General features: G+C 73.8%; 14 protein-coding genes and 1 riboswitch. Of the genes, 7 read left to right on the top strand and 7 right to left on the bottom strand.

Annotated features, from left to right (window positions below; translation table 11 throughout):
* Positions 1-496: 496 nt before the first annotated feature.
* The gene (locus ACFWEP_RS13580; RefSeq protein ID WP_387369631.1) at positions 497-1,051 is read right to left on the bottom strand and encodes a MarR family winged helix-turn-helix transcriptional regulator; all 555 of its coding nucleotides are present in this window, start codon (positions 1,049-1,051) and stop codon (positions 497-499) included.
* Positions 1,052-1,206: 155 nt separating this feature from the next.
* On the opposite strand from ACFWEP_RS13580, the gene ACFWEP_RS13575 reads away from it, so the two are divergent.
* Positions 1,207-2,520 (top strand): MFS transporter, encoded by a 1,314-nt coding sequence (locus ACFWEP_RS13575; RefSeq protein WP_387369633.1) that lies wholly within the window; start codon positions 1,207-1,209, stop codon positions 2,518-2,520.
* Between the two features lie 32 nt (positions 2,521-2,552).
* Here the strand turns inward: ACFWEP_RS13575 and ACFWEP_RS13570 are convergent, their stop codons facing one another.
* Complete coding sequence (locus tag ACFWEP_RS13570; RefSeq protein WP_387369629.1) at positions 2,553-4,271, bottom strand: SpoIIE family protein phosphatase; 1,719 nt, start codon at positions 4,269-4,271, stop codon at positions 2,553-2,555.
* Between the two features lie 573 nt (positions 4,272-4,844).
* Entirely contained in the window at positions 4,845-6,293 is a 1,449-nt protein-coding gene (locus ACFWEP_RS13565; protein ID WP_387369627.1) for an NAD(P)/FAD-dependent oxidoreductase, read from the bottom strand.
* Positions 6,294-6,635: 342 nt separating this feature from the next.
* On the opposite strand from ACFWEP_RS13565, the gene ACFWEP_RS13560 reads away from it, so the two are divergent.
* Both ACFWEP_RS13560 and ACFWEP_RS13555 read left to right on the top strand, forming a co-directional pair.
* Positions 6,636-7,553, top strand: coding sequence for a TetR/AcrR family transcriptional regulator (locus ACFWEP_RS13560; protein WP_387369625.1), 918 nt, complete (start codon positions 6,636-6,638; stop codon positions 7,551-7,553).
* Between the two features lie 389 nt (positions 7,554-7,942).
* The gene (locus ACFWEP_RS13555; RefSeq protein ID WP_387369623.1) at positions 7,943-10,216 is read left to right on the top strand and encodes a sigma-70 family RNA polymerase sigma factor; all 2,274 of its coding nucleotides are present in this window, start codon (positions 7,943-7,945) and stop codon (positions 10,214-10,216) included.
* A gap of 48 nt (positions 10,217-10,264) precedes the next feature.
* Here ACFWEP_RS13555 and ACFWEP_RS13550 read toward each other — a convergent pair whose 3' ends face one another.
* Positions 10,265-12,406 (bottom strand): asparagine synthase-related protein, encoded by a 2,142-nt coding sequence (locus ACFWEP_RS13550; protein ID WP_387369621.1) that lies wholly within the window; start codon positions 12,404-12,406, stop codon positions 10,265-10,267.
* Between the two features lie 1,332 nt (positions 12,407-13,738).
* On the opposite strand from ACFWEP_RS13550, the gene ACFWEP_RS13545 reads away from it, so the two are divergent.
* The 4 genes from ACFWEP_RS13545 (at position 13,739) to ACFWEP_RS13530 (ending at position 19,450) form a co-directional block, all read left to right on the top strand.
* Positions 13,739-15,280 carry a sporulation protein gene (locus tag ACFWEP_RS13545; protein ID WP_387369619.1) on the top strand — a complete coding sequence of 514 codons (1,542 nt, stop codon included), beginning with the start codon at positions 13,739-13,741 and terminating at the stop codon, positions 15,278-15,280.
* A 109-nt stretch (positions 15,281-15,389) separates the two neighbouring features.
* Complete coding sequence (locus ACFWEP_RS13540) at positions 15,390-16,733, top strand: FAD-dependent oxidoreductase (RefSeq protein WP_387369617.1); 1,344 nt, start codon at positions 15,390-15,392, stop codon at positions 16,731-16,733.
* Positions 16,726-17,652, top strand: coding sequence for a tRNA (guanosine(46)-N7)-methyltransferase TrmB (trmB, locus tag ACFWEP_RS13535; RefSeq protein WP_387369615.1), 927 nt, complete (start codon positions 16,726-16,728; stop codon positions 17,650-17,652). The genes ACFWEP_RS13540 and trmB overlap by 8 nt, the downstream gene beginning before the upstream one ends.
* Positions 17,653-17,857: 205 nt before the next feature.
* Complete coding sequence (locus tag ACFWEP_RS13530; protein WP_387369612.1) at positions 17,858-19,450, top strand: PrsW family intramembrane metalloprotease; 1,593 nt, start codon at positions 17,858-17,860, stop codon at positions 19,448-19,450.
* 9 nt (positions 19,451-19,459) lie between these two features.
* Here ACFWEP_RS13530 and ACFWEP_RS13525 read toward each other — a convergent pair whose 3' ends face one another.
* From ACFWEP_RS13525 to ACFWEP_RS13515, 3 genes are all read right to left on the bottom strand, one after another.
* Positions 19,460-20,407 carry an aldo/keto reductase gene (locus tag ACFWEP_RS13525; RefSeq protein ID WP_387369610.1) on the bottom strand — a complete coding sequence of 316 codons (948 nt, stop codon included), beginning with the start codon at positions 20,405-20,407 and terminating at the stop codon, positions 19,460-19,462.
* A gap of 263 nt (positions 20,408-20,670) precedes the next feature.
* Complete coding sequence (locus ACFWEP_RS13520) at positions 20,671-21,726, bottom strand: M23 family metallopeptidase (protein ID WP_387369608.1); 1,056 nt, start codon at positions 21,724-21,726, stop codon at positions 20,671-20,673.
* 11 nt (positions 21,727-21,737) lie between these two features.
* A riboswitch (cyclic di-AMP (ydaO/yuaA leader) is annotated at positions 21,738-21,891 on the bottom strand.
* A gap of 315 nt (positions 21,892-22,206) precedes the next feature.
* The gene (locus ACFWEP_RS13515; protein ID WP_387369606.1) at positions 22,207-23,364 is read right to left on the bottom strand and encodes a PP2C family protein-serine/threonine phosphatase; all 1,158 of its coding nucleotides are present in this window, start codon (positions 23,362-23,364) and stop codon (positions 22,207-22,209) included.
* Between the last annotated feature and the right edge of the window lie 476 nt (positions 23,365-23,840).

Genomic DNA, 23,840 nt, shown 5'->3' with positions numbered 1-23,840 from the left:
TTCTCAAGGAACGGACGCTTCCTTCGGTCCCGTTTCACCGGGGCCCTCCGGGCGCTTCCCTTCGTTCTTGCGTTTCCGACTCTATCAGACTCTTTTGCGTCCGATTCCCGGTCGAAGCGGGTCAAGCGATTTTCGCTTTCCAGTTCTTCGCTTTCGCGTTTCCCTTTCCGGCGAGTCCGACTCTATCAGATCCTTTCGGGCCTGATTCCCAGTCAGCGGGCTTGTCTTCGCGGCTGTTGGGCCGTTCCGACGTCTCAAACTCTAGCGGTTCTTCCCGGTGACTCATAATCGAGTCTTCGAAATGAATTCCGGCATGCCGAAATTATCCCGAGTGGGTTCGTGCAGAGTTTGTTTGCCGCTGTCCGCGGCGGGATCGGCTGCCCCAGAACCGTCAGGCTCCGTGACAACTCGGAGAACTTTACGGATCAGGGAGTGCGGTGTCAACCCTGACTGGTGGCACGCCCGGTGCTCGGCTCAGGCGCCGGTCCCGGCACGTTCAGGAGAGGTCGGTGAGCCGGCCGTCCGCGTCGGGCTGCGCTTCCTCCACCCGGCGCAGCAGCCGGAACAGCAGCTCGCTGAGGACCCCTCGTTCGTCGCCCGAAAGGTCCTGGAGGACGTCCTCCTCGAAAACGGTGGCCATGCGCATCGCTTCCAGCCACTTCGCACGGCCTTCGTCGGTGACCTCCACGATGACGCGCACCCGGTTGTTCTCGTCCCGGTCGCGGGTGACGAGGCCCTCGGACGCCATGCGGTCGATGCGGTGCGTCATGGCCGCGGGGGTGAGCCCGAGGCGCTTCGCGAGTTCGCCGGGGCCGAGGCGGTACGGACTGCCGGCGAGTACGAGGGTCTTCAGGACCTCCCACTCGGCGTTGCTGATGCCCAGGGCCGCGAGTTGTCTGCCGTACGCGACGTTCATCCGGCGGTTGAGCCGCCCCAGGGCCGATACGACCTGCTCGACCTGCGGATCCAGGTCGCTGTACTCGCGCTGGTAGGCCGCGATCTGCTCGTCGAGGCTCGGCTCGTCGGGATCCAGCTCGGTGGTTTCGGACATGGCGGGCAGTATCGCACGCGAGTCCGTACCCATCGAAGTCCTTCGAGGTTCATTGTTGAAGTTCTAACTTTAGTGTTAAAGTCTTCGGGTCTGTGTAGTTCGGGGGCGCACCGTGTTGCCCCGTGATCATGGGGTAGGTGAGTGTGACCAGGGAGATGGGCGCAGCGCTGCGGAGGATTCAGCTGGGGAGCGCGCTGAGCGCGTTCGGCACCGGGTTCACCGTTCCGTATCTGTACGTCTATGTGGCGCAGGTGCGCGGCCTCGGCGCCGGTACGGCGGGAGTCGTGCTGGCGGTCTTCGCCATGGCAGCGCTGGTCGTCCTGCCGTTCACCGGGCGGGTCATCGACCGGCGCGGTCCGCTGCCGGTGCTCATGGGCGCCTCGGTCGTGGCGTCCGTCGGCGTGGCGTCGCTCGGCTTCGCGAGCGAGGTGACGACGGCGGTGCTGTCGGCGGCCGTGCTGGGCGCGGGTGCCGCCGTCATGCAGCCCGCGCTCGCCACGCTGCTCGTCCGCTCCTCCACCAGCACGACCCGTACCCGGGCCTTCGCCATGCAGTTCTTCCTGCAGAACCTGGGCATGGGCATCGGCGGACTGGTCGGCGGGCAGATCGTCGACACGGACCGGCCGGAAACGTTCACTCTGCTGTTCGTGGTCGAGGCCGTGATGTTCCTGGTGCTCGGTGCCGTCGTGAGCACCGTGCGGCTGCCGCACGCCCCCGCCGTTTCGCGCTCCGTCACCGGGGTCCGGGCCTCTGCGGGCGGACAGGGCGCTCAGGGCGGGCTGCGGACGATGCTCTCGCACCGGGCCATGGTCCAGCTCTGTGTCCTGGGCTTCGTGGTGTTCTTCGCCTGCTACGGCCAGTTCGAGTCCGGGCTCGCGGCATACGGCACGGAGGCCGCCGGCATCGAGCCGTCAACGCTGGGGCTCGCGCTGGCCGCCAACACCGCCGCCATCGTCGTCGCGCAGTTCGTCGTGCTGCGGCTGGTCGAGCGGCGCAAGCGCAGCCGGGTGATCGCCGGAGTCGGCCTGATCTGGGCCTTCGCCTGGGTCGTGGCGGGTTACGCGGGCCTCGGGCACGGCAGCCAGACGATGGCGACGGCCGCGATGATCTCGACGTACGCCCTCTTCGGGCTCGGCGAGTCGATGCTGGCACCGACCGTCGCCCCGCTCGTAGCCGATCTGGCGCCCGAGTCGATGGTCGGGCAGTACAACTCGGTGTTCGCCCTGTGCAAGCAGCTCGCACTCGCTCTCGGACCTGCGGTCGGCGGTCCGATGGGGGCCTCGCTGCACGCCCCGTACATCCTGACGTTCGTCCTGGTGTCGCTGGGGATCACGGTCCTGGCGCTGCGGCTGGGCCGGCGGCTCACCCCCGTGCAGGACCAGCCCTCGCTCGCCGCCGTGCCCTCACGGGTGGTCGCGATGTCCGTGCCGGAGGCGGTACCCGTCCCGATGCCCGCCCCGACCGTCTGAGCGCCGCTGACGCGCCCCCGGACGGGGCCGCGTCAGCGGGGCAGCGCGAACTCGCACCACACCGCCTTGCCCCCGCCCGGAGTGCGGCGGCTTCCCCAGGAAGTGGCGACCGCCGCGACGATCGCGATGCCGCGCCCCGACTCGTCCCCGGGCTCCGCCCTCCGACGGCGCGGCAGATGGTCGTCCCCGTCCGTCACCTCGATGATCAGCCGCCGGTCGGTACGCCGGAGCCCCAGCCGCGTGGGCGGGGTGCCGTGCTGGAGCGAGTTGGCGACCAGCTCGCTCGCCGCGAGCACACCGCGGTCGCGCAGCTCGTCCGGGAAGCGCCAGGAGGTCAGCACCCCGGTGGCGAAGGCGCGGGCGCGCGGTGCCGCCTCCACGCCGCCGAGCAGATCGAGCGAGGCGTTGTGGAACAGCTCCGCGTCCGCCCCCTTGCGGGCGGGGTGCTGGACCACCAGGACCGCCACGTCGTCGTCGTGCTCGGCGGTCACTCCGAGGGAGCGGATCAGCCGGTCGCAGACGACCTGCGGGGAGCCCTTCGCACCGGACAGCGCCCGGCCGAGCGCGGCCACGCCCTCGTCGATGTCCTCGCTGCGGCGCTCCACCAGGCCGTCCGTATAGAGGACGGCCGTCGAACCCGGTGGCAGCGCGATCGTGCCGGAGGTGTGGATCCAGCCGCCGGTGCCGAGCGGTGGTCCGGTCGGGTCCTCGGCGACCCGCACCGTCCCGTCCTCGTCGCAGACCAGGATCGGCAGGTGCCCCGCCGAGGCGAACACGAGGTGGCCCTCGTTGGGGTCGTGCACCGCGTAGACGCAGGTGGCGATCTGGGTGGCGTCGATCTCGGCGGCCAGGCCGTCGAGCAGCTGGAGCACCTCGTGCGGGGGCAGGTCGAGGCGGGCGTACGCGCGCACGGCCGTGCGCAACTGGCCCATGACGGCGGCGGCGCGGACCCCGCGGCCCATCACGTCGCCGATGACGAGGGCGGTGCGGCCGGCGCCCAGGGTGATGACGTCGTACCAGTCCCCGCCGACCGCCGCGTCGGTGCCGCCGGGCTGGTAGGTGGCGGCGATCCGCAGGTCGTCCGGCTGCTCCAGCTCCTGCGGGAGCAGCGAACGCTGGAGGGTGACGGCCATCTCGCGGTGGCGGCGTTCGCTGGTGCGGAGCCGTTCGGCCGCTTCGGCGTGGTCGGTGACGTCGGCCGCGTGCACCAGTACGCCGCCCTCGCCCGGCGCCCCGCCGTCAGGCACCGGACCGCCGTCGGTGCCGGTCTCCCAGGGGGCGACGGGTGTGCAGGTCACGGTGTAGGAGCTGCCGCCGAGGGTGCGGCGCGACTTGACCGTACGCGGGGTACCGCTGCGCAGAACCTGGTCCATCAGGGGCAGCACGCTCAACTCGGCCAGCTCCGGCATGGCCTCGGCCGCGGGCGCTCCGCACGAGCGGGGGCCGAAGGCCGTCTCGTAGGCGGCGTTGACGTACGCGACCCGGTGGTCGGGGCCGTGGAACAGCGCCACGGGCGCGGGGAGCCGGCCGAGGATCTCGCGGGCGGGCAGGTCGTCGAGGACCAGAACCGTGCCGGGGGCGCCGGCGGCCGGCTCGTCGGGTGTCGGCGGGGCGGCCGCTTCCGCGGGCGCGGCGGGAGATTCCGCAGTTGCGTACTCGGCCCGGGCAGCGGGGACGGAACCGCGGTCGTCCCGAGCGGCGGCGCGACGCTGCGTTCCGGGAAGACGGGCGCTCCAGCGCGTGAAGTTCACGTAATTCTGCCTCGTGTGTCGGTCTGGTCCGCTCGGGCTGGCTGCTTCTGCTGCATCTTCTGCGTCTTGGCACCGCGTCCGCCACATCGTCCGCTCGCCCCGTGGCGCTTCGTCCGGTCCGCCGCGTCGGCCTTCGCGTCCTACGCCGGGGTCAGGGGCGGGGCGCGGTCCGGGGAAACTCCGGCAGGACCTCTGCGTGCTGTCGGTGCGACGTCGCCGTTCACCGGTGACCGCGTCGTCGCCCGCCGGGGGGCGGGTCGGCGTTCACCTCGGGGCGCGGTCGACCGGGTCACTCTGTGCAGATGCGGACGTACCTATGGTCACACGTCCAGTGTGACGGAGCGTACTGACAGTCGTCATTCGGCCGCCGGTACGGGTCCGGGGCACTTCCGCGCGTCCGGGGCTCCGGGGCGGGGTGGCGCAGGTGCCCGCCCCCGGACTTCCGGGGCCGAGCGGGGCGGCGCATCCGGGTTCGTACCGTGGCGGTAGGACGGTGGTACGACATCGGTACGAAGGGATCTCGTGCCTCCGCGGAAGGGGGACGTGGACGGCGGGCGGTACGTCGAGGGGCGGTCAGCCCGGCGGTTCCTCGGGCTCGTGGGACTCGTCGCCGGTGCCCGGGTGCCGGCGGGGAGGCGGGGTGCGGTGGGGGCCGGCGCCCCCGGCCGCCAGCTCGAACTCGGCGCGGGGGTGTTCCAGCGAGCCGAGCGAGACGATCTCACGGGTGAAGAGTCCGGACAGGATCCATTCGGCAAGGACGCGCGCCTTCCGGTTGAACGTCGGTACGCGGCTGAGGTGGTAGGCCCGGTGCATCAACCAGGCGGGGTAGCCCTTCAGCCTCCGCCCGAAGACGTGGGCGACTCCCTTGTGCAGGCCGAGGGAGGCGACCGAGCCGGCGTGCGCGTGCCGGTAGTCGGTGAGCGGACGCCCTTCGAGGGACGCGACAACGTTGCCCGCCAGGACCTTCGCCTGGCGGACGGCGTGCTGGGCGTTGGGCGCGGTCACGGTGCCCGGTTCCGGGGCCGTCAGATCGGGTACGGCCGCCGCGTCGCCCGCCGCCCAGGCGTGCCGGGTCCCGGCGATCCTGAGGTCGGCGGTGCAGCGCAGCCTGCCTCGCCCGGTCACCGGGAAACCGGTGTCGGCGACGAGCGGCGCGGGCTTCACCCCGGCCGTCCAGACGAGCGTGCGGGTGGGGAAACGGGAGCCGTCGCTCAGTACGGCGACGCGGCCCTCGCAGGAGTCCAGCCGGGTTTCCAGACGTACGTCGACATTGCGACCGCGCAACTCGCGCACGGCGTAGGCGCCCATGGCCTCACCGACCTCCGGAAGGATGCGCCCGGTCGCCTCGACGAGAATCCATCTCAGGTCGTCGGGACGGATGTTGTGGTAGTACCGCGCGGCGTAGCGGGCCATGTCCTCCAGTTCGGCGAGTGCTTCCACACCTGCGTAACCCCCGCCGACGAAGACGAAGGTGAGAGCCGCGTCGCGGAGGGCGGGATCACGGGTGGCCGAGGCGATGTCCATCTGCTCGATGACGTGGTTGCGCAGCTTGATGGCCTCCTCCACCGTCCTGAAGCCGATCCCGGACTCGGCGAGTCCGGGGACCGGAAGGGTCCGCGCGACGGAGCCGGGGGCGAGGACCAACTCGTCGTACCGCATCTCCACCGCCCCTTCGCCGGGTCCGCCGGTGGTGAGGGTGCTCACGGTGGCGGTCCGGTTCGCATGGTCGATGCGGTGGACCTCGCCGACGACGACGCGGCACAGGCCGAGGACCCGACGGAGGGGAACGACGACGTGCCGGGGCGAAATCGACCCGGCCGCCGCTTCGGGAAGGAACGGCTGATACGTCATGTAGGGATCGGGCGTGACGACCAGGATCTCGACCTCGCCGCTCCTCAGCCCTCTCTTCAGCTTCCTCTGGAGGCGCAGCGCCGTGTACATCCCGACGTAGCCTCCGCCGACGACAAGAATGCGCGCACTCGGCCTGCTGCCGGGGACCGTTCCCCGGGATTCTGGAGCCATCACCACCCCATGACGCAACGGAGTCGCGGGTTTGTCCACAGGCCCTGCAAATTGTGTGACCGGGAAGCTCCGGCGCGCGGCCTCACTACCCGTCAGGAATGTCGGGGTAGCCCCGCAGGTCAGGCGTGGAGGAAGGGGGCGCGCGCATGGGCGGAAACAGGAATCAACGGGTCCTTGCTCCGATCGAGGGGCGCTCCGTGCGGAACTGCCCCTTCTGAATTGCCCCCCGCTCAACTATGTTCGTAGCCGATCGGGGTGGGGGATGGGGCAGTTCGGCACTCCTCGCGCCGGTTCACATGGTGGGGAAGTCTCCGGGGGGAGACGTCATAACCGGGGGAAGTCATGCACATTCAGGATTCGCATGGGCAGGTTGCCGTCTCGTCCTCGACCGAGGCCGTCGCGCGGCTGGACACGCCGGGAGCGCTCGCCGTGGTCGAGTCGTCCCGCCCGATCGGTGGAGCGGACTCGCGCAGACCGGCGGGGGTCATCGCGTCGCACGGTTCTTCCGCGGGCCCGACCGCCGGCTCTGCGGCCGCTGTGGCGGTCGGCTCCGCCGCGGACGCGTCGGCTCGTTCGGCGCCGCTGCGCGTGGACGCGCAGCGGAATCTGGAGCACGTCCTGCGCGCGGCGCGGGAGGTCTTCGGTGAGCTGGGGTATGGCGCTCCGATGGAGGACGTGGCCCGTCGGGCACGGGTGGGAGTGGGGACCGTCTACCGCCGGTTCCCCAGCAAGGACGTCCTGGTACGCCGAATAGCCGAGGCCGAGACGGCCCGGCTGACGGAGCAGGCGCGCGCCGCGCTCGGCCAGGAGGACGAGGCCTGGTCCGCGCTCTCCCGGTTCCTCCGGACGTCTGTGGCGTCCGGTGCGGGAAGGCTGCTGCCGCCACAGGTGCTGCGCGTCGAAGCCTCCTCGCAGGGCGAAGAGGCCCTCCGCTCCGCCGGAGACGGCGTGGACGGAACCCGGGTGCCTCAGCAACGGCAGGGCGCGGCCCCGGCGGACCTCCGCCAGGCACCGCAGCGGACGGGCGCACAGGAAGCCGAGGAGCACGCGGGCACGGGCGAGTTGCTCGAGGTCGTGGGAGGACTCGTCGAGCGGGCTCGGGAATCCGGCGAGCTGCGCTCCGATGTGACGGTGGCCGACGTGCTGTTGGTGATCGCCACCTCGGCACCCTCGCTGCCGGACTCGGCCCAGCAAGCCGCCGCGTCGGCACGGCTGCTGGACATCCTGCTGGAAGGACTGCGTTCGCGTCCCGCCGCGTGAGGTCGTGAGGGGGCGCGGGTGAGCGATCGAAGGCTGCCCGCGCTCCGGCCGGGGTGGGCGGACCGGCCTGCAGCCGGGACACGGCGGCCGTCCGAAGGCGCTGCATGCGGGGCGGCCGTCCGAAGGCGCTGCATGCGGGGCGGCCGTCCGAGAGCGCTGCATGCGGGGGCGACCGTCCGAAAGCGCTGCATGCGGGGGCGACCGTCCGAAGGCGGTCGGCGTCGGCAGTCGGCAGGGAGCGCGTCGCTCCCGTTCGGATGACGTCTCGCGCTCTCATTCGGTCGGACACCCCGGACGAGTGGAAGGTGGGGCTGAACCGGCGCGCGGCGCTGGGGCCTTGTGGCAGTGTTGCCCGGAATCGGGTTCACGGCAGGTACGGGGGCTCCGCGATGAGCGGCGACGGCACACGGGAAGAGCCGCTCGACGGCGTCCCGACCGAGGGCGGCACCGCGGCAGGCACGGTTCCTCCGCCGCAGGGGGCACAGGTGCCCCCGCAGGGCGGCGCGGACAGGCCCTCCCGCACCACGGCGCCCGGCGACGGACCGGACGGCCCGCACCCGGGCCGAGCCGGTACATCCGGCTCCGGTACACCCGACGGCACGGATTCGCCGGACCTCGATTCGGCCGGCACGGATTCGCCCGGCGGCGCGGACGCGCGGGTGGCGTCGGAGCGGGAAGCCCCGGGGCTACGGGAAGTACCGGAAGTACCGGAAGTCCAGGAAGTACGGCAGGCGCGAGGAGTCCCGAACCCGCGGGAGCCCGGCGAGGGGACTCCGGCGGGGAGCAGTGGCGGCACGGTGCTGCCGGGCCCCTGGTCCGTGCCTCCGCAGCGAACGGGACGAGGGGCATCGACCGGCCCCGCAGTCTCGGACGCCGAGCTGATCAGGGGCATGCGGTCCGGCGACGACCGGGCTTACGAAGAGCTGTTCCGGCGCCACTCGGGCGCCGTCCGTCGCTACGCGCGCTCCTGTTGCCGGGACGCGCACACCGCGGACGACCTGACGGCCGAGGTGTTCACCCGGACCCTGCAGGCGGTTCGCGGCGGAAAGGGGCCCGAAGAAGCCGTCCGTGCCTATCTGATGACCGCGGTCCGCCATGTCGCCGCCGCCTGGACCAAGAGCGCGAAGCGCGAGCATCTGGTCGACGACTTCGCGGTGTTCGCCGCGGGAGCGGCGCGTACCTCCGAGTTGTCCGACGACGACACCCTCGACCTGGGCGCCGACGTCCGCGCGATGCACGAGGCCGAACAGTCCATGGCCCTGCAGGCGTTCCGCAGTCTGCCGGAGCGCTGGCAGGCCGTGCTCTGGCACACCACCGTGGAGGAGGAGTCACCGAGCGAGGTGGCCCCGCTCTTCGGGCTGTCCGCCAACGCCACGGCGGTGCTCGCGGGAAGGGCCCGCGAGGGACTGAAGCAGGCCTACCTCCAGGCGCACGTCAGCCAGGCCCTGGTGGCGGGCGGTGACTGCGCGCGGTACGCCGACCGGCTCGGCGCGTACGCCCGGGGCGGCCTGCGGATGCGGGCGGAGCGCGGACTCCGCAAGCATCTGGACGAATGCGCCAAGTGCCGTGTGGCGGCCGGAGAGTTGCAGCAGGTCAACGCGGGGATTCCCGCGCTGCTCCCGATCGCGGTCATCGGCTGGTTCGCCGCCGCGTACTCGCTCAAGGCGGCGGGAGTCGTGGCGGGCGGCACGCTGGCCGGGGCCGGGGCCGGAGCGGCGGCCGCCGCGACCGGGACCAGCACGGGCACAGCCACGGGCACGGCGTCCGCGGGCGGCGCCGCGGCAGGTGGGTCCGGCGGCGGGTCGGCGGCCGGAGGCGCTGTCGCGGAAGGGCTGGGCGCCCCCGCCAAGGTGGGGATCGCGGCCACGGTGGCCCTCGCGGCGGCTGCCGGAGTGGTGTGGGCGCTGGTCGGCGACGACCACCAGCCGGAGCCGGTGGCCAAGCCTCCGGTGGCCGCGGCCTCGGTCCCGTCCGCCGCGCCCTCTCCCGAGCCGCCGGCTCCGACGCCGCCCCCCGTGCCGACGCCGCCCGTCACGCCAGAACCGTCCCGGCCGCCCGCTCCGGGACCCTCACCCGCCCCGTCCGTACCGGAACGGCCCGCGCCGAAGCCCTCGGCCGCACCCGCCCCGCCTGTTCCCGCGCCCTCGCCCCCGCGCGCCGAAGAACCTCCCGCCCCGAGCCCCACGCCCCCGCCGGCGGAGGAGCCCACGCCGAAGTCCCCCGCGTCCTCGGTCTACCGGTTCAGCGAGCTGCGCTACGACATCCTGGGCGACGGGCCCGGTCCCACGGTGCAGCTCTCCGGCAGCAGCCCGGTCTGGCAGCGCCGGAGCCTGTCGATCGCCTCCACCCCGTACGCGCACGGCGTGACGGTGGGCGGCCGGTCGTCGGTGGTCGTCCGGCTGGACGGACGCTGCACGCGGTACGAGGCAATGGCAGGCATCGACGATCTGGCCCTCGGCCTGGGCGCCGTGCGCTTCTCCGTGGTCGGGGACGAGGGCGAAGTGCTGTGGACCTCCGGGATCGTGCGGGCGGGCTCCCCCGCCGTACCGGTGAGCGTCGCGCTGGACGGGCGGACGACGGTGCGCCTGGTCGTCGAGTCCGCGCAGCCGCTCGGCGGGGCGACGATGGCCGACTGGGCCGATTCCCGGTTCACCTGCGGGTGACGGGGCCCGTGGGAATCCGCACCCCACCCGCGCCCGCGCTTCCGGCCGCTACGCCTGGAGCGAGCGGCGGGCGACCGGGAGGACGCCCCCGGCGACGGCCCGGCTGCGAGGTGCGGCCGTACCGGTCCAGCAGGTGCCCCGGCGGCCCATCAGGCGGCGGAGCCAGAGTTCCGTGGAAGCGAGGTCCGCGAGCCCGTCGAGCGGCAGCGGTTCCCCGTCGGCGGCCGCGCGCAGCGCCTTGCGGACCACGCGCGCCTCGATCAGGCCGGCGTCGGCCAGCAGCGGGGCGTCGAAGAGGCCCATCAACTCGGGCAGCGCCAGCCGGAGTCCGGTGCGGGTCGCCTCCGTCGACCGGGCCAGCGACGGGGCGCCCCAGCCGGTGGGCAGTTCGTGGATGCCCGCACCCGACAGGACCCGGCGCAGAATCGCGGCGCGCGCCCCCGGCTGGACCCGGAGCGACTCGGGCAGGGCCCGGGCCGCCCGTACGACCTGGTTGTCGAGGAAGGGGGCGTGCAGCCGCTGGCTGCGGATGTCGGCGGCCTGCTCCAGGATGCGGTGGCCGGCGGCGACCCGGGCGAGGGCCGCACCCGCCCGGGCCTGGCCCGGGCGCTGCGCCGTGGTGGGGCGGATCGCCGCCTCCTGGAGCCGGACCGCCACCTGGGCGAGCGCCTCCCCGGTGAGCCAGCGCGCGGCGGGCCCGGGCCGGGACCAGGTCAGGGCTGCCAGTGAGGCATCGGCGGGGGTGCCGCCGCTGCCGGGGCCGTCGGAGCCGGCGGGGTACCGGTTGGCTTCGGGCAGCACCCCGGCGGCCGTCTCCAGGCCGCTGCGGTAGGAGGTGCGGGCCAGCCGCCGGGCGGCGCGGTAGACCGCGAGCGGTACGAACATCGCGTGCGCGGAAGCTCCTTCGGCCCGGGTGAGTGCCGCGACGGGTCTCAGCAGGTCGCGCCGGCGGCGGTCCATCAGGAGGTCGGCGAGACGGGCCGGGTGGGCGTCGAGCACCTGCCGGGCCCCGTAGCCGACCAGGTGGTCCGCGCTGCCGGCGGCAAGGCGGCGGCGGTGGCGTTCCGCGACGACGAGGGAGGGCGCGGGCTCGTCGGTGATCACCCCGTTCTCCACCGAGAGGTCCGCGTACGGGAGAGCCTCCTCGCCCGCGGGGACCACCACGTGGTGCAGGCGCGGGTTGGCGGCGATGGCGCGGGCGCGGGCGAGTTCGTCCTCGTCGCCGCGGGTGGTGAGGTCGTTGAAAGTGACGGCGAGGAGCCGCTCCCCCGCGCCGGTGCCGTGGCCCAGGACCGTACCGGGGAGGCCGGGCAGACCGGCTGCGAGCAGGGCGAGGGTCGCGGAGGCGCTGCCGCCGGAGAGGTCGGCCCCGATTCCGGGGACCGGCCCCCGGCCACGGGCCGCGCGGCGGTCGGCGGGCCCCATGCCGGGGACGGGCCCGGGGTCCTGCGGCCCTGCCTCCGGGGCGTGGCGCGGCGCGGTGAGCCGGGCGCGTACGGCCTCGACGAGGGCGTCCCGTACGCCCTCCACCGCGTGGACCGGGTCGGCCTGCGGGGCGGCCACGGCGAGGGAGGCGACGGGTTCGTAGCCGGTGATCTCGCGGGAACCCTCGCGGAGGATGAGCGCGTGGCCGGGCGGGACGCGCTTCACGCCGGCGTACGGAGTCCCGTCGCCCAGGGCCTCCGGCGTGTCGGGGCAGGCGAGCAGGGCGGCCAGGTGGCCGATGTCGAGCTGGGCCTCGATCAGGTCGGCGAGCGGCAGTGCGGCGGTGGCGTAAGCGGTGCCTCCGGCCCAGGGGGTGTGGAAGACCGGGCGGGCTCCGGCCAGGTCGCCGGTGACGGTGATGCGCCGTCCTATCTGCACGACGACCGTGTAACTGCCCGGCCAGGCCGTGAGATGGCGCAGGGCGCCGCCGCGCGCGGAGAGGAGTCCGACGCGGAGCTGCTCGTCGGTCGCCCCGCAGCAACCGAGAACCGCGAGCCGGGTGGTGGGCGCGCCGACCGTGGTCGCGGCGTCGATGAGCCGGATCTCGTCGGGGCGCCAGTCGCCGACCGCCCACAGCGGATCGGGGTCGCCCCACAGGAGTTGGGAGCCCACCGGATGGACCGTGCGCCCCTCGCCGCCCGCGCCGACCGCACCCACCGTGCCGAAGCTCGCGGCGATACTGCTCCACCCCACCAACCAACGCATCGCCGCCTCCACAGGCTGTGGACTGACGGCGCGCATGGTCCGCTGAACGCCGCTGCGGGACATGCTGCCACGACTGCGGCGGCCGGGAGGGGGTACGCGCGGCGCACGCCGGAAGAGCATGCGCCCCTGGCATGAGCCGGAAGGCCCGTACGAGGCCGGCCACTCAACGGAACAGAGTCTTCCGCTTGTTGGGCGATCCGGTCACGGGAGGACGGGAGGGCCCGGTCCGGGAAAGGTCCGGGTCGGGAGGGCCGCCCGCACAGCCACCGCCCGCACAGCCACCGCCCGCACAGCCACCGCCCGCACAGCCACCGCCCGCGCAGCCACCGTTCGCACAGCCACCGTTCGGACGCCCGCACACGACCACCGCCCGCACGCCCACCGCCGAGGACCTGCCGAGCATCCACCGGCGCCCCGGCCCACGACCACCCGGCCACCACCTGCGCCGCTGTCACCCCCCGCGCCGCCTGTCCCGCCGTCGGGTCCGGAGGTACCGACGGCGCCTACGGCGCCCGACGAGGCGCCCGCACCACCGCCACGCCCCTCCGCGGGCCCCGCCATGCCCGGCCCGCAGCCCCACCCCCGGCCCCGCGGAGGTCCGCCGCCGGGGCGCCGGGAGGACTCGCCCGACGCACCATCAGGCGCATTCAAGCCACCGGAGGAGCGCTCTCGCGGTGGTTTCCAACGGATCGGCGACCGTCGACATCCAGCCATTCTTAGGCGGCACACCACCGGCGCACCGCCGCCCCCACCCCGCGTCCGCCGCCTCGCCCCGCCGCTCCGCGGGCCGGTCCCGCGCGCGAGCCGGGCGCACGCCCCCGGACCGTCCACGCGCGTGCCGCGCCCCGCCGACCGCCCCGCAGTGCCCCGTCCGGCGCTCGGCCCGGGAGACGGCACGCGCCTCCCGGGCCGGTCCGCCGCCCGCGGGGAATGGGGCGGCAGGGTCCCCCAGCCCGCCGAGTCCAGTGCGGCGGGCCGACCCACGCATGCTCCATGGAAGCGCTTCGACACCCGCCCGACGAGAGCGCACGGCCGGGCGCACAGCCACACGGCCGGGGCACATCGGACACCTTCCGCCGCCCCCGCCGGCTCCCCGGACGACGCCTGGCGCGGGCCACAATCCCGCCATCCGAACCCATGCCCCTTAACGGTAGGGATGCGGAGAACTACGCTGGGTTTACCGATGGTCTCAGCACGGCGGCATATTCCTCGGGGTTCGGCCACATGCGTGTGCGCCCGGCCCAGGAGGTCCCGCCGCGAGGAGAACACGGTACGAATGCCGCGCGCCGCCCCCGGTGACGCGGCGGCTGTCTGTGTGTCGAGGGGTGGCGCATGTCCAGGGAGCAACGCGGGCCGAACGAGAAGCTCGGCACGGTTCTCGCCCTCGCGGGAATCAGCAACGCCGGGCTCGCCCGGCGGGTCAACGACCTCGGAGCACAGCGCGGGCTGACACTTCGCTACGACAAGACCTCGGTGGCCCGTTGGGTCGCCAAGGGCATGGTGCCGCAGGGCGCGGCGCCGCATCTCATCGCCGCCGCGATCGGGGCCAAGCTGGGCCGGCCGGTCCCGCTGCACGAGATCGGCCTCGCCGACGCCGACCCGGCGCCGGAGGTCGGGCTCGCCTTCCCTCGCGACGTGGCGGAGGCGGTGCGCTCCGCCACGGAGCTGTACCGCCTGGACCTCGCCGGCCGTCGCGGCGGCAACGGCATCTGGCAGTCGCTGGCGGGATCCTTCTCGGTCAGCGCCTACGCGACGCCCGCCTCGCGCTGGCTGATAACCCCCGCCGACCCCTCGGTCGCCCGGGACTCCGCCGCCGCGCGGACCGCGCTCCTCGCCGGTCCGGGGGCGGTACGCCCGGCGCCCACGGGTCCGGCGCGGAGCGGTCTGGTACTGCCCGCCGGGCATGGCGTGGTCCCCGTACAGCCGGGGCCCGAGGCCGTGGCCGACGCCTCGCCGCTCCGGGTCGGGCACAGCGACGTCGCCAAACTGCGCGAGGCCGCCCAGGACGCGCGTCGCTGGGACTCCAAGTACGGCGGCGGGGACTGGCGTTCGTCGATGGTCCCGGAGTGCTTACGCGTCGACGCCGCACCCCTGCTGCTCGGTTCGTACAGCGACGAGGTGGGCCGTGCGCTGTTCGGCGCCTCGGCCGAACTGACCCGGCTGGCCGGGTGGATGGCCTTCGACACCGGTCAACAGGAGGCCGCCCAGCGCTACTACATCCAGGCGTTGCGGCTCGCCCGGGCCGCCGCCGACGTCCCGCTCGGCGGGTACGTCCTGGCCTCGATGTCGCTCCAGGCGACCTACCGGGGATTCGCCGACGAGGGCGTCGACCTCGCGCAGGCGGCGGTCGAGCGCAACCGGGGTCTCGCGACGGCCCGGACGATGAGCTTCTTCCGGCTGGTGGAGGCGCGCGCCCACGCCAAGGCGGGGGACGCCCCGGCGGCCGGGGCCGCGCTGCGGGGCGCGGAGAGCTGGCTGGAGCGGTCGCGGCCGGGGGACTCCGATCCCTCGTGGCTCGGCTTCTACTCGTACGACCGGTTCGCCGCCGACGCCGCGGAGTGCTACCGCGACCTCAAGGCACCCCGCCAGGTGCGCAGGTTCACCGAGCTCGCACTGTCGAAGCCCACCGAGGAGTTCGTCCGCTCGCACGGTCTGCGGCTGGTCGTCTCCGCGGTGGCCGAACTGGAGTCGGGCAACCTCGACGCCGCGTGCGCCGCCGGCACCCGCGCGGTGGAGGTCGCGGGACGGATCTCCTCCGCCCGGACCACCGAGTACGTCCGCGACCTGCTGCACCGCCTCGAACCGTACGGGGACGAGCCGCGCGTCGCCGAGCTGCGCGAGCGGGCCCGTCCGCTGCTGGTGGCGCCCGCCTGACGCCACCCGCGCGCCCCCTCCGCCGGAACACGCGCCACGTCCCATCCCCGTCCGGGGTTTGATCCGGTTGTCAGCGGGTCAGTGCACTATCGGGGAGGGAGGTGGCGTGATGAGGACGCACGCGGACTACGACTGCGACGTGCTGGTGATCGGCGGCGGGATCGTCGGCCTGTCGACGGCGTACGCGCTCACGCGCGCGGCGCCGGGGACCCGGGTCACGGTCCTGGAGGAGGCGCGGAACCCCTCCGAGCACCTCGCGGGACCGGGTGGCGGGCTGATCCACAGTGGTGTCCACCACCGCCGGAGTTCCCTCACGGCCAGGTTCGCCGCCCGCGGCGGCGGCGAGATGACCGACTTCTGTGCGCGGCACGGCATCGCCCACACCGTCTCCGGCAAGCTGATCGTCGCGACGGACCGCTCCGAGCTCCCCCGGCTCCACGCCCTCGCGCAGCGCGGCCGGGAACACGGGCTGCCGGTGTGCGAGCTGGGCCCGGCGCAGATCGCGGAGTACGAGCCCCGGGTGCGCGGACAGGCGGCGATCCGGGTCTCCACCACCGGGGTCTGCGACGCGGCCGGGGTCCTCGCCGCGCTGACGCGCGAGGTCGCCGCGGCCGGCTCGGTCGTACGGTGCGCGGCGCGGGTGACCGCCGTGGACCGGCGGCCCTGGGGCGTCGCGGCCCGCACGGCGGACGGGACCGTGGTCCGCGCCCGAGCCCTGGTCAACGCCGCGGGCCCGCGGAGCGACCGGGTGGCACGGCTCGCGGGCGACGAGCCCGGGGTGCGCGTCCTGCCCGTCCGGGACATCTACTACGAGCTGCGCAGGCCGGAGCTGGTCAGCGCGGTGGTGCACCCGGTGCCGGCCGCCGGGCACCCGTTCCTCGGGGCGCAGCTGGTCCGGGGCCTCGTACGGTCCGTCGACGGGACCGTCCACGTGGGGCCGGTCGGCGCGAGCCCGCCCGGACGGGCCGAACCCGTGCTCCACCCCGGGGGTCTGCTCTCGGTGCTGGCCCGGCCCGTCTCCCGGCGGACCGCGCGTCGGCAGGAGGCGTACGTACGGGGCGGGGCGCCCCTCGTCCACGCCGGTGCGGTCCTTCCGCCGGAGCGGACCGGGCCCGTCGCACGGACCACGCCGGACGAGCGGGCCGGGCGGGCCGGAGCGACGGGGTCGGCGGTCACGGCCGCCCTCCGGCGGCTGCTGCCCGACGTGACCGAGGACGACCTGCGCCCGGCCCCCACCGGGGTGCGGGCCCAGGCGGTGCACGGCGACGGCACACCGGTCGACGACTTCCTGATCCGTGAGGCCCCGCACACCGTGCACGTGCTCCACGCCCCCGCGGACGCCGCGCTCGCCACGGCGCTGCCGGTGGGGCGGGAGATCGCCCGGCGGGCCCTGGCCCTGGCACGGGGAGCGGGGTGGAGGCCGCCAGCCGTAGAATCGGGGCATTGTGTCTGAGCAGCCCCTGAACCCCAGCACGGAGCCCGGCGCGCACGCCGGGACCGCCGAGGCCTCCGCCATGGACGCCGACGTGAACACCGACGTGGACGCAGCCGCGGACCCGACCGAGGAGACGGCCGACGTGGACGCCGCGGAGGCCGCCGACGCCGCCGCCCGACGGGCCGCCTCCTTCGACCGGCAGCGCCGGTTGCGCCAGGAGCCGCGCTTCCCCGGCGGGCCCGCCGCCGATCCGGCCGGCTCGCACCACGAGCGTCGCATCCGCAGCTTCCAGCCGCGCCGCAGCCGGGTCACGATCGGCCAGCAGGACGCCCTCGAACGCCTCTGGCCGCAGTGGGGCTTCGACATCGACGGTCTGCGCGTCCTGGACCTGGACCAGATGTTCGGCGGGCTGCCGGTCGTGCTGGAGATCGGTTTCGGCATGGGCGAGGCGACCGCGCAGATGGCGGCGGACGACCCGGCCACGGGCATCCTCGCCGTCGACGTGCACACCCCGGGCCAGGGCAATCTCCTCCGCCTCGCCGACCAGGCGGGCTCGGACAATGTGCGGGTCGCCAACGGCGACGCGATCATCCTGCTCCGCGAGATGCTGAAGCCACAGTCGCTGGACGGTCTGCGGGTGTACTTCCCCGACCCGTGGCCCAAGAGCCGCCACCACAAGCGCCGTCTGATCCAGCCGGACTTCCTGGACCTGGTGTCGGGCCGTATGAAGCCCGGCGCGGTGATCCACTGCGCGACCGACTGGGAGCCCTACGCGGAGCAGATGCTGGAGGTGCTCACCGCGCACCCCCGGTTCGAGAACACCCGGGCGGACGGCGGTTACGCGCCACGTCCCGCGTTCCGGCCGCTGACCCGCTTCGAGGGACAGGGCCTGGACAAGGGGCACGTCGTCCACGACCTGCTCTTCACCAGGATCTGAGAACCGGTCCGTCGGCCAGGGGCGCCCGACGGACCCGCGCGGCCTCCCGGCGGCCGTGCGCCCTGTCGACGACGCGGGCCGCGCGACCTCCCGACGACATCGGCCGTGCGCCCTGCCGACGACATCGGCCGTGCGCCCTGCCGGCGACGCGGGCCGTGCGGGAACCGCCTGGTCAGTTGTCGGTCCCGCTCGTTAGGGTCGGGACATGTCCGCCGGGTCCGAGCAGCACCGACATCCGCAACCCGCCGTCCCCGTGCTCGAAGAGCAACGGCTCGGCGAGATCCTGGGCGCCGTCCCGGAGCGCGCCCACTGGCGCTACCGCCCGCGCCGGGTGGGGCTGGTGTGGCGCAGCAAGGCGTTCCGCGCGGGCGCGGTGATCGTCACGCTGGCCATCTGTGGGCTGCTCATCCTGGCTCTGGTGCGCGAAGAGACCGGCACCGAGGGGTTCCTCGTCGGTCTGGGGCTCGCGGTGCTGCCGGTGCCGCTCCTGATGGCCGCGTTCCGCTGGCTGGACCGGGTCGAACCGGCGCCCTGGCGGAATCTGCTGTTCGCCTTCGCCTGGGGTTCGTGCGCGGCGGCGCTGGTCGCGATCGTCGCGAACTCCTTCGCGACGTACTGGATCGCGAACCTTTCGGCGGATCCGTCGGGCGCCGACACCCTGGGGGCCACGGTCGTCGCGCCGATCGTCGAGGAGAGCGCGAAGGGCGCCGCCGTGCTGATGCTCTTCCTGTTCCGCAGACGGGAGTTCAACGGGGTCGTCGACGGGATCGTGGCGGCGGGCTTCACCGCGACCGGCTTCGCGTTCAGCGAGAACATCCTCTACCTCGGCAACGCTTTCGGTGAGGACCGGCAGTTGGGGACGGTGGGGATCGTGTCGCTGACGGTCGGCACCTTCTTCGTGCGGATCGTCCTGTCGCCCTTCGCGCACCCGGTGTTCACGGCGATGACGGGCATCGGCTTCGGTCTCGCCGCCGCGAGCCGTGCGGGGGGCGGCCGGCGACGGGTCCGCCGGATCGCGCTCCCACTGCTGGGTGTGCTGCTCGCGATGGGCATGCACGCCCTGTGGAACGGTTCGGCGACCTGGGGGCCGTACGGCTTCTACCTGGTCTACGGCGCCGCCATGATGCCCGCGTTCGGGCTGCTGACCTGGCTGGCGATCTGGTCGCGCGGCCGGGAACTGCGGACGCTCGCCGCCGAGTTCCCGGCGTACGCGATGGCCGGCTGGCTCACCCCGGCCGAACCGCTCGCGCTCGCCTCGATGCGTGCCCGGGGCATGGCCCGGGATCTGGCGCGGCACTGGCACGGTGCGTCGGACCGGGCCAGGGGCCGGGCGGCGGCCCGGGCCGTCGCGGAGTACGAGTCGTTCGCGACCTCACTGGCCGCGCTGCGGCGGGACGCCCGGCGCGGCACCGTGGGCGTCGACTTCGCGGCGCGGGAGCAGGAGCTGCTGCACCACCTCTGGGAGCGCAGGAACGTCGCAGCCCCCGCGCTGAGCCACGCGGCCCGCAGCGTGTTCCGCCCGGCCGTCCGCCGTCCGGTGCCCCACCCGTACGGCCCCGGAGCCCACGCGCACGGCGCCCACGCGGCACACGGCGCGCACGCCCGGGGCTGGGCGCCCCCGTCGCCGTCCCCGCAGCAGTCCTGGCCCGGCGCGCCGGGGGGTCCGGCTCCGGCTGGGTACGGAACCGACCCGGCATCCCCGTACGGCACGGGGCAGGTCCCGTCGCCCGCTCCTGCGCAGCCGCCTCCGCACCGGCAGTACGGCGGGCACAACCCCTATCTGCATCCTCCGGGGTGAGGCCGTCGCTCAGGCGGAGGCTTCGGTGAGCCGGTCCAGTTCCTCACCGGTCAGCGTGAGCTCTGCGACCGCGAGCAGCGCCGGGAGCTGTTCCGGCGTGCGGGCCGAGGCGATCGGCGCCACGACCGTGGGGCGGGACGCGAGCCAGGCCAGTGCGACGGTGGCGATCTCGGCCCCGTGTGCCTCGGCGACGGCGTCCAGCGCGCTCAGCACCTTCTGCCCCCGCTCGGACTCCAGGTGCGCTCCGGCGCTCGCGGCGCGGGCGCTCTCCACCTGCGCACCCGGCCGGTACTTGCCGGTGAGGAAGCCGGCTGCCAGCGCGTAGTACGGGACCGCGCCGAGGCCGGTCTCGGCGGCGAGGTCCTGGGCGGGCCCCTCGTAGGTGTCGCGGGAGACCAGGTTGTAGTGCGGCTGGAGGGCGACGTACCGGGCGAGCCCTTCGCGCTCGGAGAATTCGAGCGAGGCGCGCAGGCGCTCGGGGCTGATGTTGGAGGCGCCGAGCTCGCGGACCTTGCCCTCCTTGACCAGCTGGTCGAGGGTGGTGACGATCTCCTCCACCGGGACGCTCTCGTCGTCGTAGTGCGTGTAGTAAAGGTCGATGTAGTCGGTGCCGAGGCGCCGCAGGGACTCCTCCACCGCGCTCTTGACGTTGCCGGTGGCGAGCCCTCGGTACTGGGGGTGGGCACCGACCTTGGTGGCGACGACGACGTCCGCACGGTTGCCACGGGCCTTGAGCCACTTGCCGATCAGCGCCTCCGACTCACCGCCCCGGTTGCCCGGGACCCAGGCCGAGTACGCGTCGGCGGTGTCGACGAAGTTGCCGCCGGCCGCGGTGTAGGCGTCGAGCACCGCGAAGGACTGGGCCTCGTCGGCGGTCCAGCCGAAGACGTTGCCGCCGAGGGCGAGGGGGAAGACCTCGATGCCGGACGTTCCGAGTGTGCGGAGAGAAGAAGTCATGAGGGGTTCAACGGAGCGGACGGGAGATCGTATTCCGCTTCCGGGGCTCCGGCCGCCACGCGCGGCCGCGATTCCGGCCGAGATGCCGACGGCGACTGCTCCGGCGACTGGCCGCGCGACGGTTCCGGCCGAGGTTTCGGCAGGACGAGAGGCCGGCAGCCCTGACGTCGGGGGGAGCGTCAAGGCTGCCGGGGCTGGGGAGACGCCCGTGGCGTGTCCGGCGGAGGTACCCGGCCGCCCGGGCCGGTGCGGGCCCGGAGGCGTCAGACGGTGAGGCCCTTGCCGGTCAGCCAGGCCATCGGGTCGATGCCGGTGCCGTCCGGGGTGTGGACTTCGAGGTGGAGGTGCGGGCCGGTGACATTGCCGGTGGCTCCGACGCGCCCGATGGTGTCGCCCGTGTTGACCTGCTGGCCGGCGACGACGTCCATGGAGGACTGGTGGCAGTACCAGATCTCCGTACCGTCGTCGAGCTCAAGGACCGTGCGGTACCCGTACGAGCCCGACCAGCCGGCCGACTTGACCGTTCCACCGTGCACGGCCTTGACCGGGGTACCGGTCGGCGCGGCGAAGTCGAGACCGGTGTGCTGCCCGGAGGCCCACATCGTGCCGGCCTCACCGAAGGTGGAGGTGATCGTGTACGCGGAGGTGGGGAGCGAGTAACTGGCGGCGAGCTTGGCGAGTCTCTCGGCCTCGGCCTTCTCCGCCGCGGCCTCCTCGGCCGCCTTCTTCTCCGCAGCGGCCTTCGCGGTGGCCACGTCCTGCTGCTTCCTGGCCTCGGTGGCGGCCTTGGCCGCCGCCGCCTCCTCCTCCGCCGCCTTCGCGTCCGCGTCGGCGGCGGACTGCTGCTGCTCGGCCTGCTGGAGGATGCGGGCGCGCAGCGCCTCGCCCGCGTCGGTGGCGCCCTTCTCGGTCTCCGCGGTGGTGAGTCCGGCCGTGGTGAACGGCGCGGACGCCGCCACCGGCACGGGAGTGTCGTCGGACTCGACCGCGGTGATCAGAGCACCCAGCCCGGGAAGGGACTTGGCGTCGGGAAGGTTGTCCGCGAGCGAATCGGGAAGAGAGATGGAGACCGGCGGCTTGCTCTGCGCGGTGGCCATGCCGCCCGCACCGACGGCCGCGATGACGCCGACCCCGAGGACGGTGGAACTACGCGCGAGACCACGCTGCTTGGCGACGCGGTGCCGGCCGCGTACGGGGCGGAGGGAATCCTCGGTGGGGTTCCATTCCTCCCAGGCCTTGTCGGCGTCGCCAGGGGAGCCGAAACCCTCACGGGTGGCGAAGGGTGACGGGGCTTCGGGGGCAGGCTGGTTGGACGCCACGTGGGCGCACTCCTTTCCTTCCTTCTCGCCTACCGGGTTAGCTGACGGGTTCGGAGCAGGAAGGTCTCCTACGGGCGCCTGGTGTCTCTGTCGAGACACAGGTGTCCGATTCACCCCAAGAAGGTGGTTCCCCGGTTCCCTTGCGGAATTCGGCGCTCGCGCACGGCGCCGTCTCTGACGACGGCTGGGACGACCGCGCTGCGTTATCGAACGTTAATAGACATACGGCTCCGATTCCAAGCCGTTCCCCTTGATCATTCCCACTTCGGGCCGGGATTTACCTGGGCATTCCCACACCTATCCGGGCGACTTGCGGACGAGTCGTACAGCGCCGTTCATCTGACGGTGTGTCATATGTTATCGAGCGGCACCACCCTGCTACGGACCGTCGCCGCACCCGCGCGACGGTCCGCGGAGCCGACCGCGGGAGCGCCACCCGGGCGTGTTTCCGAGGGCGGCGCCGGCCGCCCCGGACCTGCGTCAGCCGCCGCCGCGGCCCACGATCGGCACGGTGGTCCGGCGCTCCGGCTGGTCCTCCGCCGGCCGGGCCACCGCGAGCAGCGCCAGGTCGTCCGTCGAGCGCCCACCGGTGTGCAGCCGGACGTCGTCGGTGAGCGCCGAGAGCAGCTCGTCGGGGCCGGGAAAGATCCGGCCCCGCAGCCGCTCCGCCGGGTCGTAGAACACACCCGCCGGGTCGCGCGCCTCGGAGAGCCCGTCCGTGTAGGTCAGCAGGGTCGCGCCCGGCGGGAGGTCCCACTCGTCCGCCCGGTCCGGCCAGGCCCCCAGCGCCATGCCGAGCGGCAGCGCCGGGGTACTGGGCCGCAGCACGTCCAGCGCTCCCCCGGCATGCAGCAGCAACGGCTCGGGGTGACCCCGGTTGACGATTCGCAGCGTGGCGGAGCCCTGCGGGATCTCGGCCAGCACCGCGGTGACGAACCCCTCCACCGGGTCCAGCCCGCCCCGCCGCGCCGCGTCCCTGGCCAACGCGCGCTCCAGCCGCTGCGTCACCCCCTCCAGCGTCTCCTCCTGCTCGGCGGCCTCCCGGAACGCGCCGATGATCACCGCCACCGCCTCGACCGCGTCGAGCCCCTTGCCGCGTACGTCGCCCAGGACGAGACGTACCCCGTGCGGGGTGTCCGCGACGGCGAACAGGTCGCCGCCGACGTACTCGTCCGCCTGCGCCGCCTCGTAGCGCGCGGCGACGTGGAGCCCGCCGACCCGGTCGGCCGGGACGGGCAGCACCGCGCGCATGGCGGTCTCCGCGATGATCCGGGCGGAGGCCAGCTGCTCGCTGCCGCGCCGCACCACTCCGTTGATGACCAGCGCCAGCACGGCCGTCGTGGCCACGGTGAGCGTCTCGATGATCGGGACGATCTCGCCGATGGTGCCCACGTACACCCGCATCGCGATGACCGCGGCCAGCGAGGCGGCTCCGATCCGGACGGTGCCGGTCCGGGAGGCGAACGGCGCGGCGATCAGGGGCGCGGCGACGAACAGGGGTACCGCCGTGAAGCGGGGCGGTGACGCGATGTCGAAGACCAGCCCGCCGAGGACGAGCAGGGCAGGCAGGATCCGCACGAATCGCCGGGCACTGACACCCCCGGACGCCCAACCGTTCCCGTACAGCCGTTTCCCCACCTCTGTGCTTCTCCTGCCCTGTCCCGCCACGGCTGCGGAACCTACCGCGCCCCGCCCGGGCCGGCCCGAGCCGCGCCGTGCGGCGACTCCTCGTCGTCCATAGGGGGGAGCGCGCAGCTCCCCATTGAGCGCCCCCCACCGCCGGTGTACGCCGGGTGCACCGGTCCGGCGGAGCGGGGATTCGACACCGTTCGGCGAGCGCCCACGCGCCGCGTACGAGACAGCGAAGCGGTCGCCCGGACGACTCCGCACCCGGATGTCCGCCAACGCGTTCGACCGGGCCGCGCCGACCGTGCAGGTGTGCGGGGTTTCCTGGATGGACCAGTTCATGCCCCTTGCGGCAGATCTTTACGCGCCGGTCGGACCGAGCGGGCGGAACACGCACAGAGAACGGAGGGGCCGAACGGACGACGCTCGCACGCATACGCGTGGACGAACACGCGGGAACGACTCGGGCCCGGCACGCTGTGCGTGCC

Origin of the sequence: Streptomyces sp. NPDC060198 (genome assembly GCF_042728415.1) — a bacterium.
Classification (GTDB): domain Bacteria; phylum Actinomycetota; class Actinomycetes; order Streptomycetales; family Streptomycetaceae; genus Streptomyces.
This window is presented reverse-complemented; position numbering and strand designations above follow the sequence as displayed.

Coding starts and splice junctions, on each gene's coding strand:
- ACFWEP_RS13525 (WP_387369610.1), bottom strand. CDS start 20,407: ATGACTTCTTCTCTCCGCACACTCGGAACGTCCGGCATCGAGGTCTTC.
- ACFWEP_RS13545 (WP_387369619.1), top strand. CDS start 13,739: ATGTCCAGGGAGCAACGCGGGCCGAACGAGAAGCTCGGCACGGTTCTC.
- ACFWEP_RS13530 (WP_387369612.1), top strand. CDS start 17,858: ATGTCCGCCGGGTCCGAGCAGCACCGACATCCGCAACCCGCCGTCCCC.
- ACFWEP_RS13540 (WP_387369617.1), top strand. CDS start 15,390: ATGAGGACGCACGCGGACTACGACTGCGACGTGCTGGTGATCGGCGGC.
- ACFWEP_RS13580 (WP_387369631.1), bottom strand. CDS start 1,051: ATGTCCGAAACCACCGAGCTGGATCCCGACGAGCCGAGCCTCGACGAG.
- ACFWEP_RS13560 (WP_387369625.1), top strand. CDS start 6,636: ATGCACATTCAGGATTCGCATGGGCAGGTTGCCGTCTCGTCCTCGACC.
- ACFWEP_RS13550 (WP_387369621.1), bottom strand. CDS start 12,406: ATGCGTTGGTTGGTGGGGTGGAGCAGTATCGCCGCGAGCTTCGGCACG.
- ACFWEP_RS13575 (WP_387369633.1), top strand. CDS start 1,207: ATGGGCGCAGCGCTGCGGAGGATTCAGCTGGGGAGCGCGCTGAGCGCG.
- ACFWEP_RS13565 (WP_387369627.1), bottom strand. CDS start 6,293: ATGGCTCCAGAATCCCGGGGAACGGTCCCCGGCAGCAGGCCGAGTGCG.
- ACFWEP_RS13555 (WP_387369623.1), top strand. CDS start 7,943: ATGAGCGGCGACGGCACACGGGAAGAGCCGCTCGACGGCGTCCCGACC.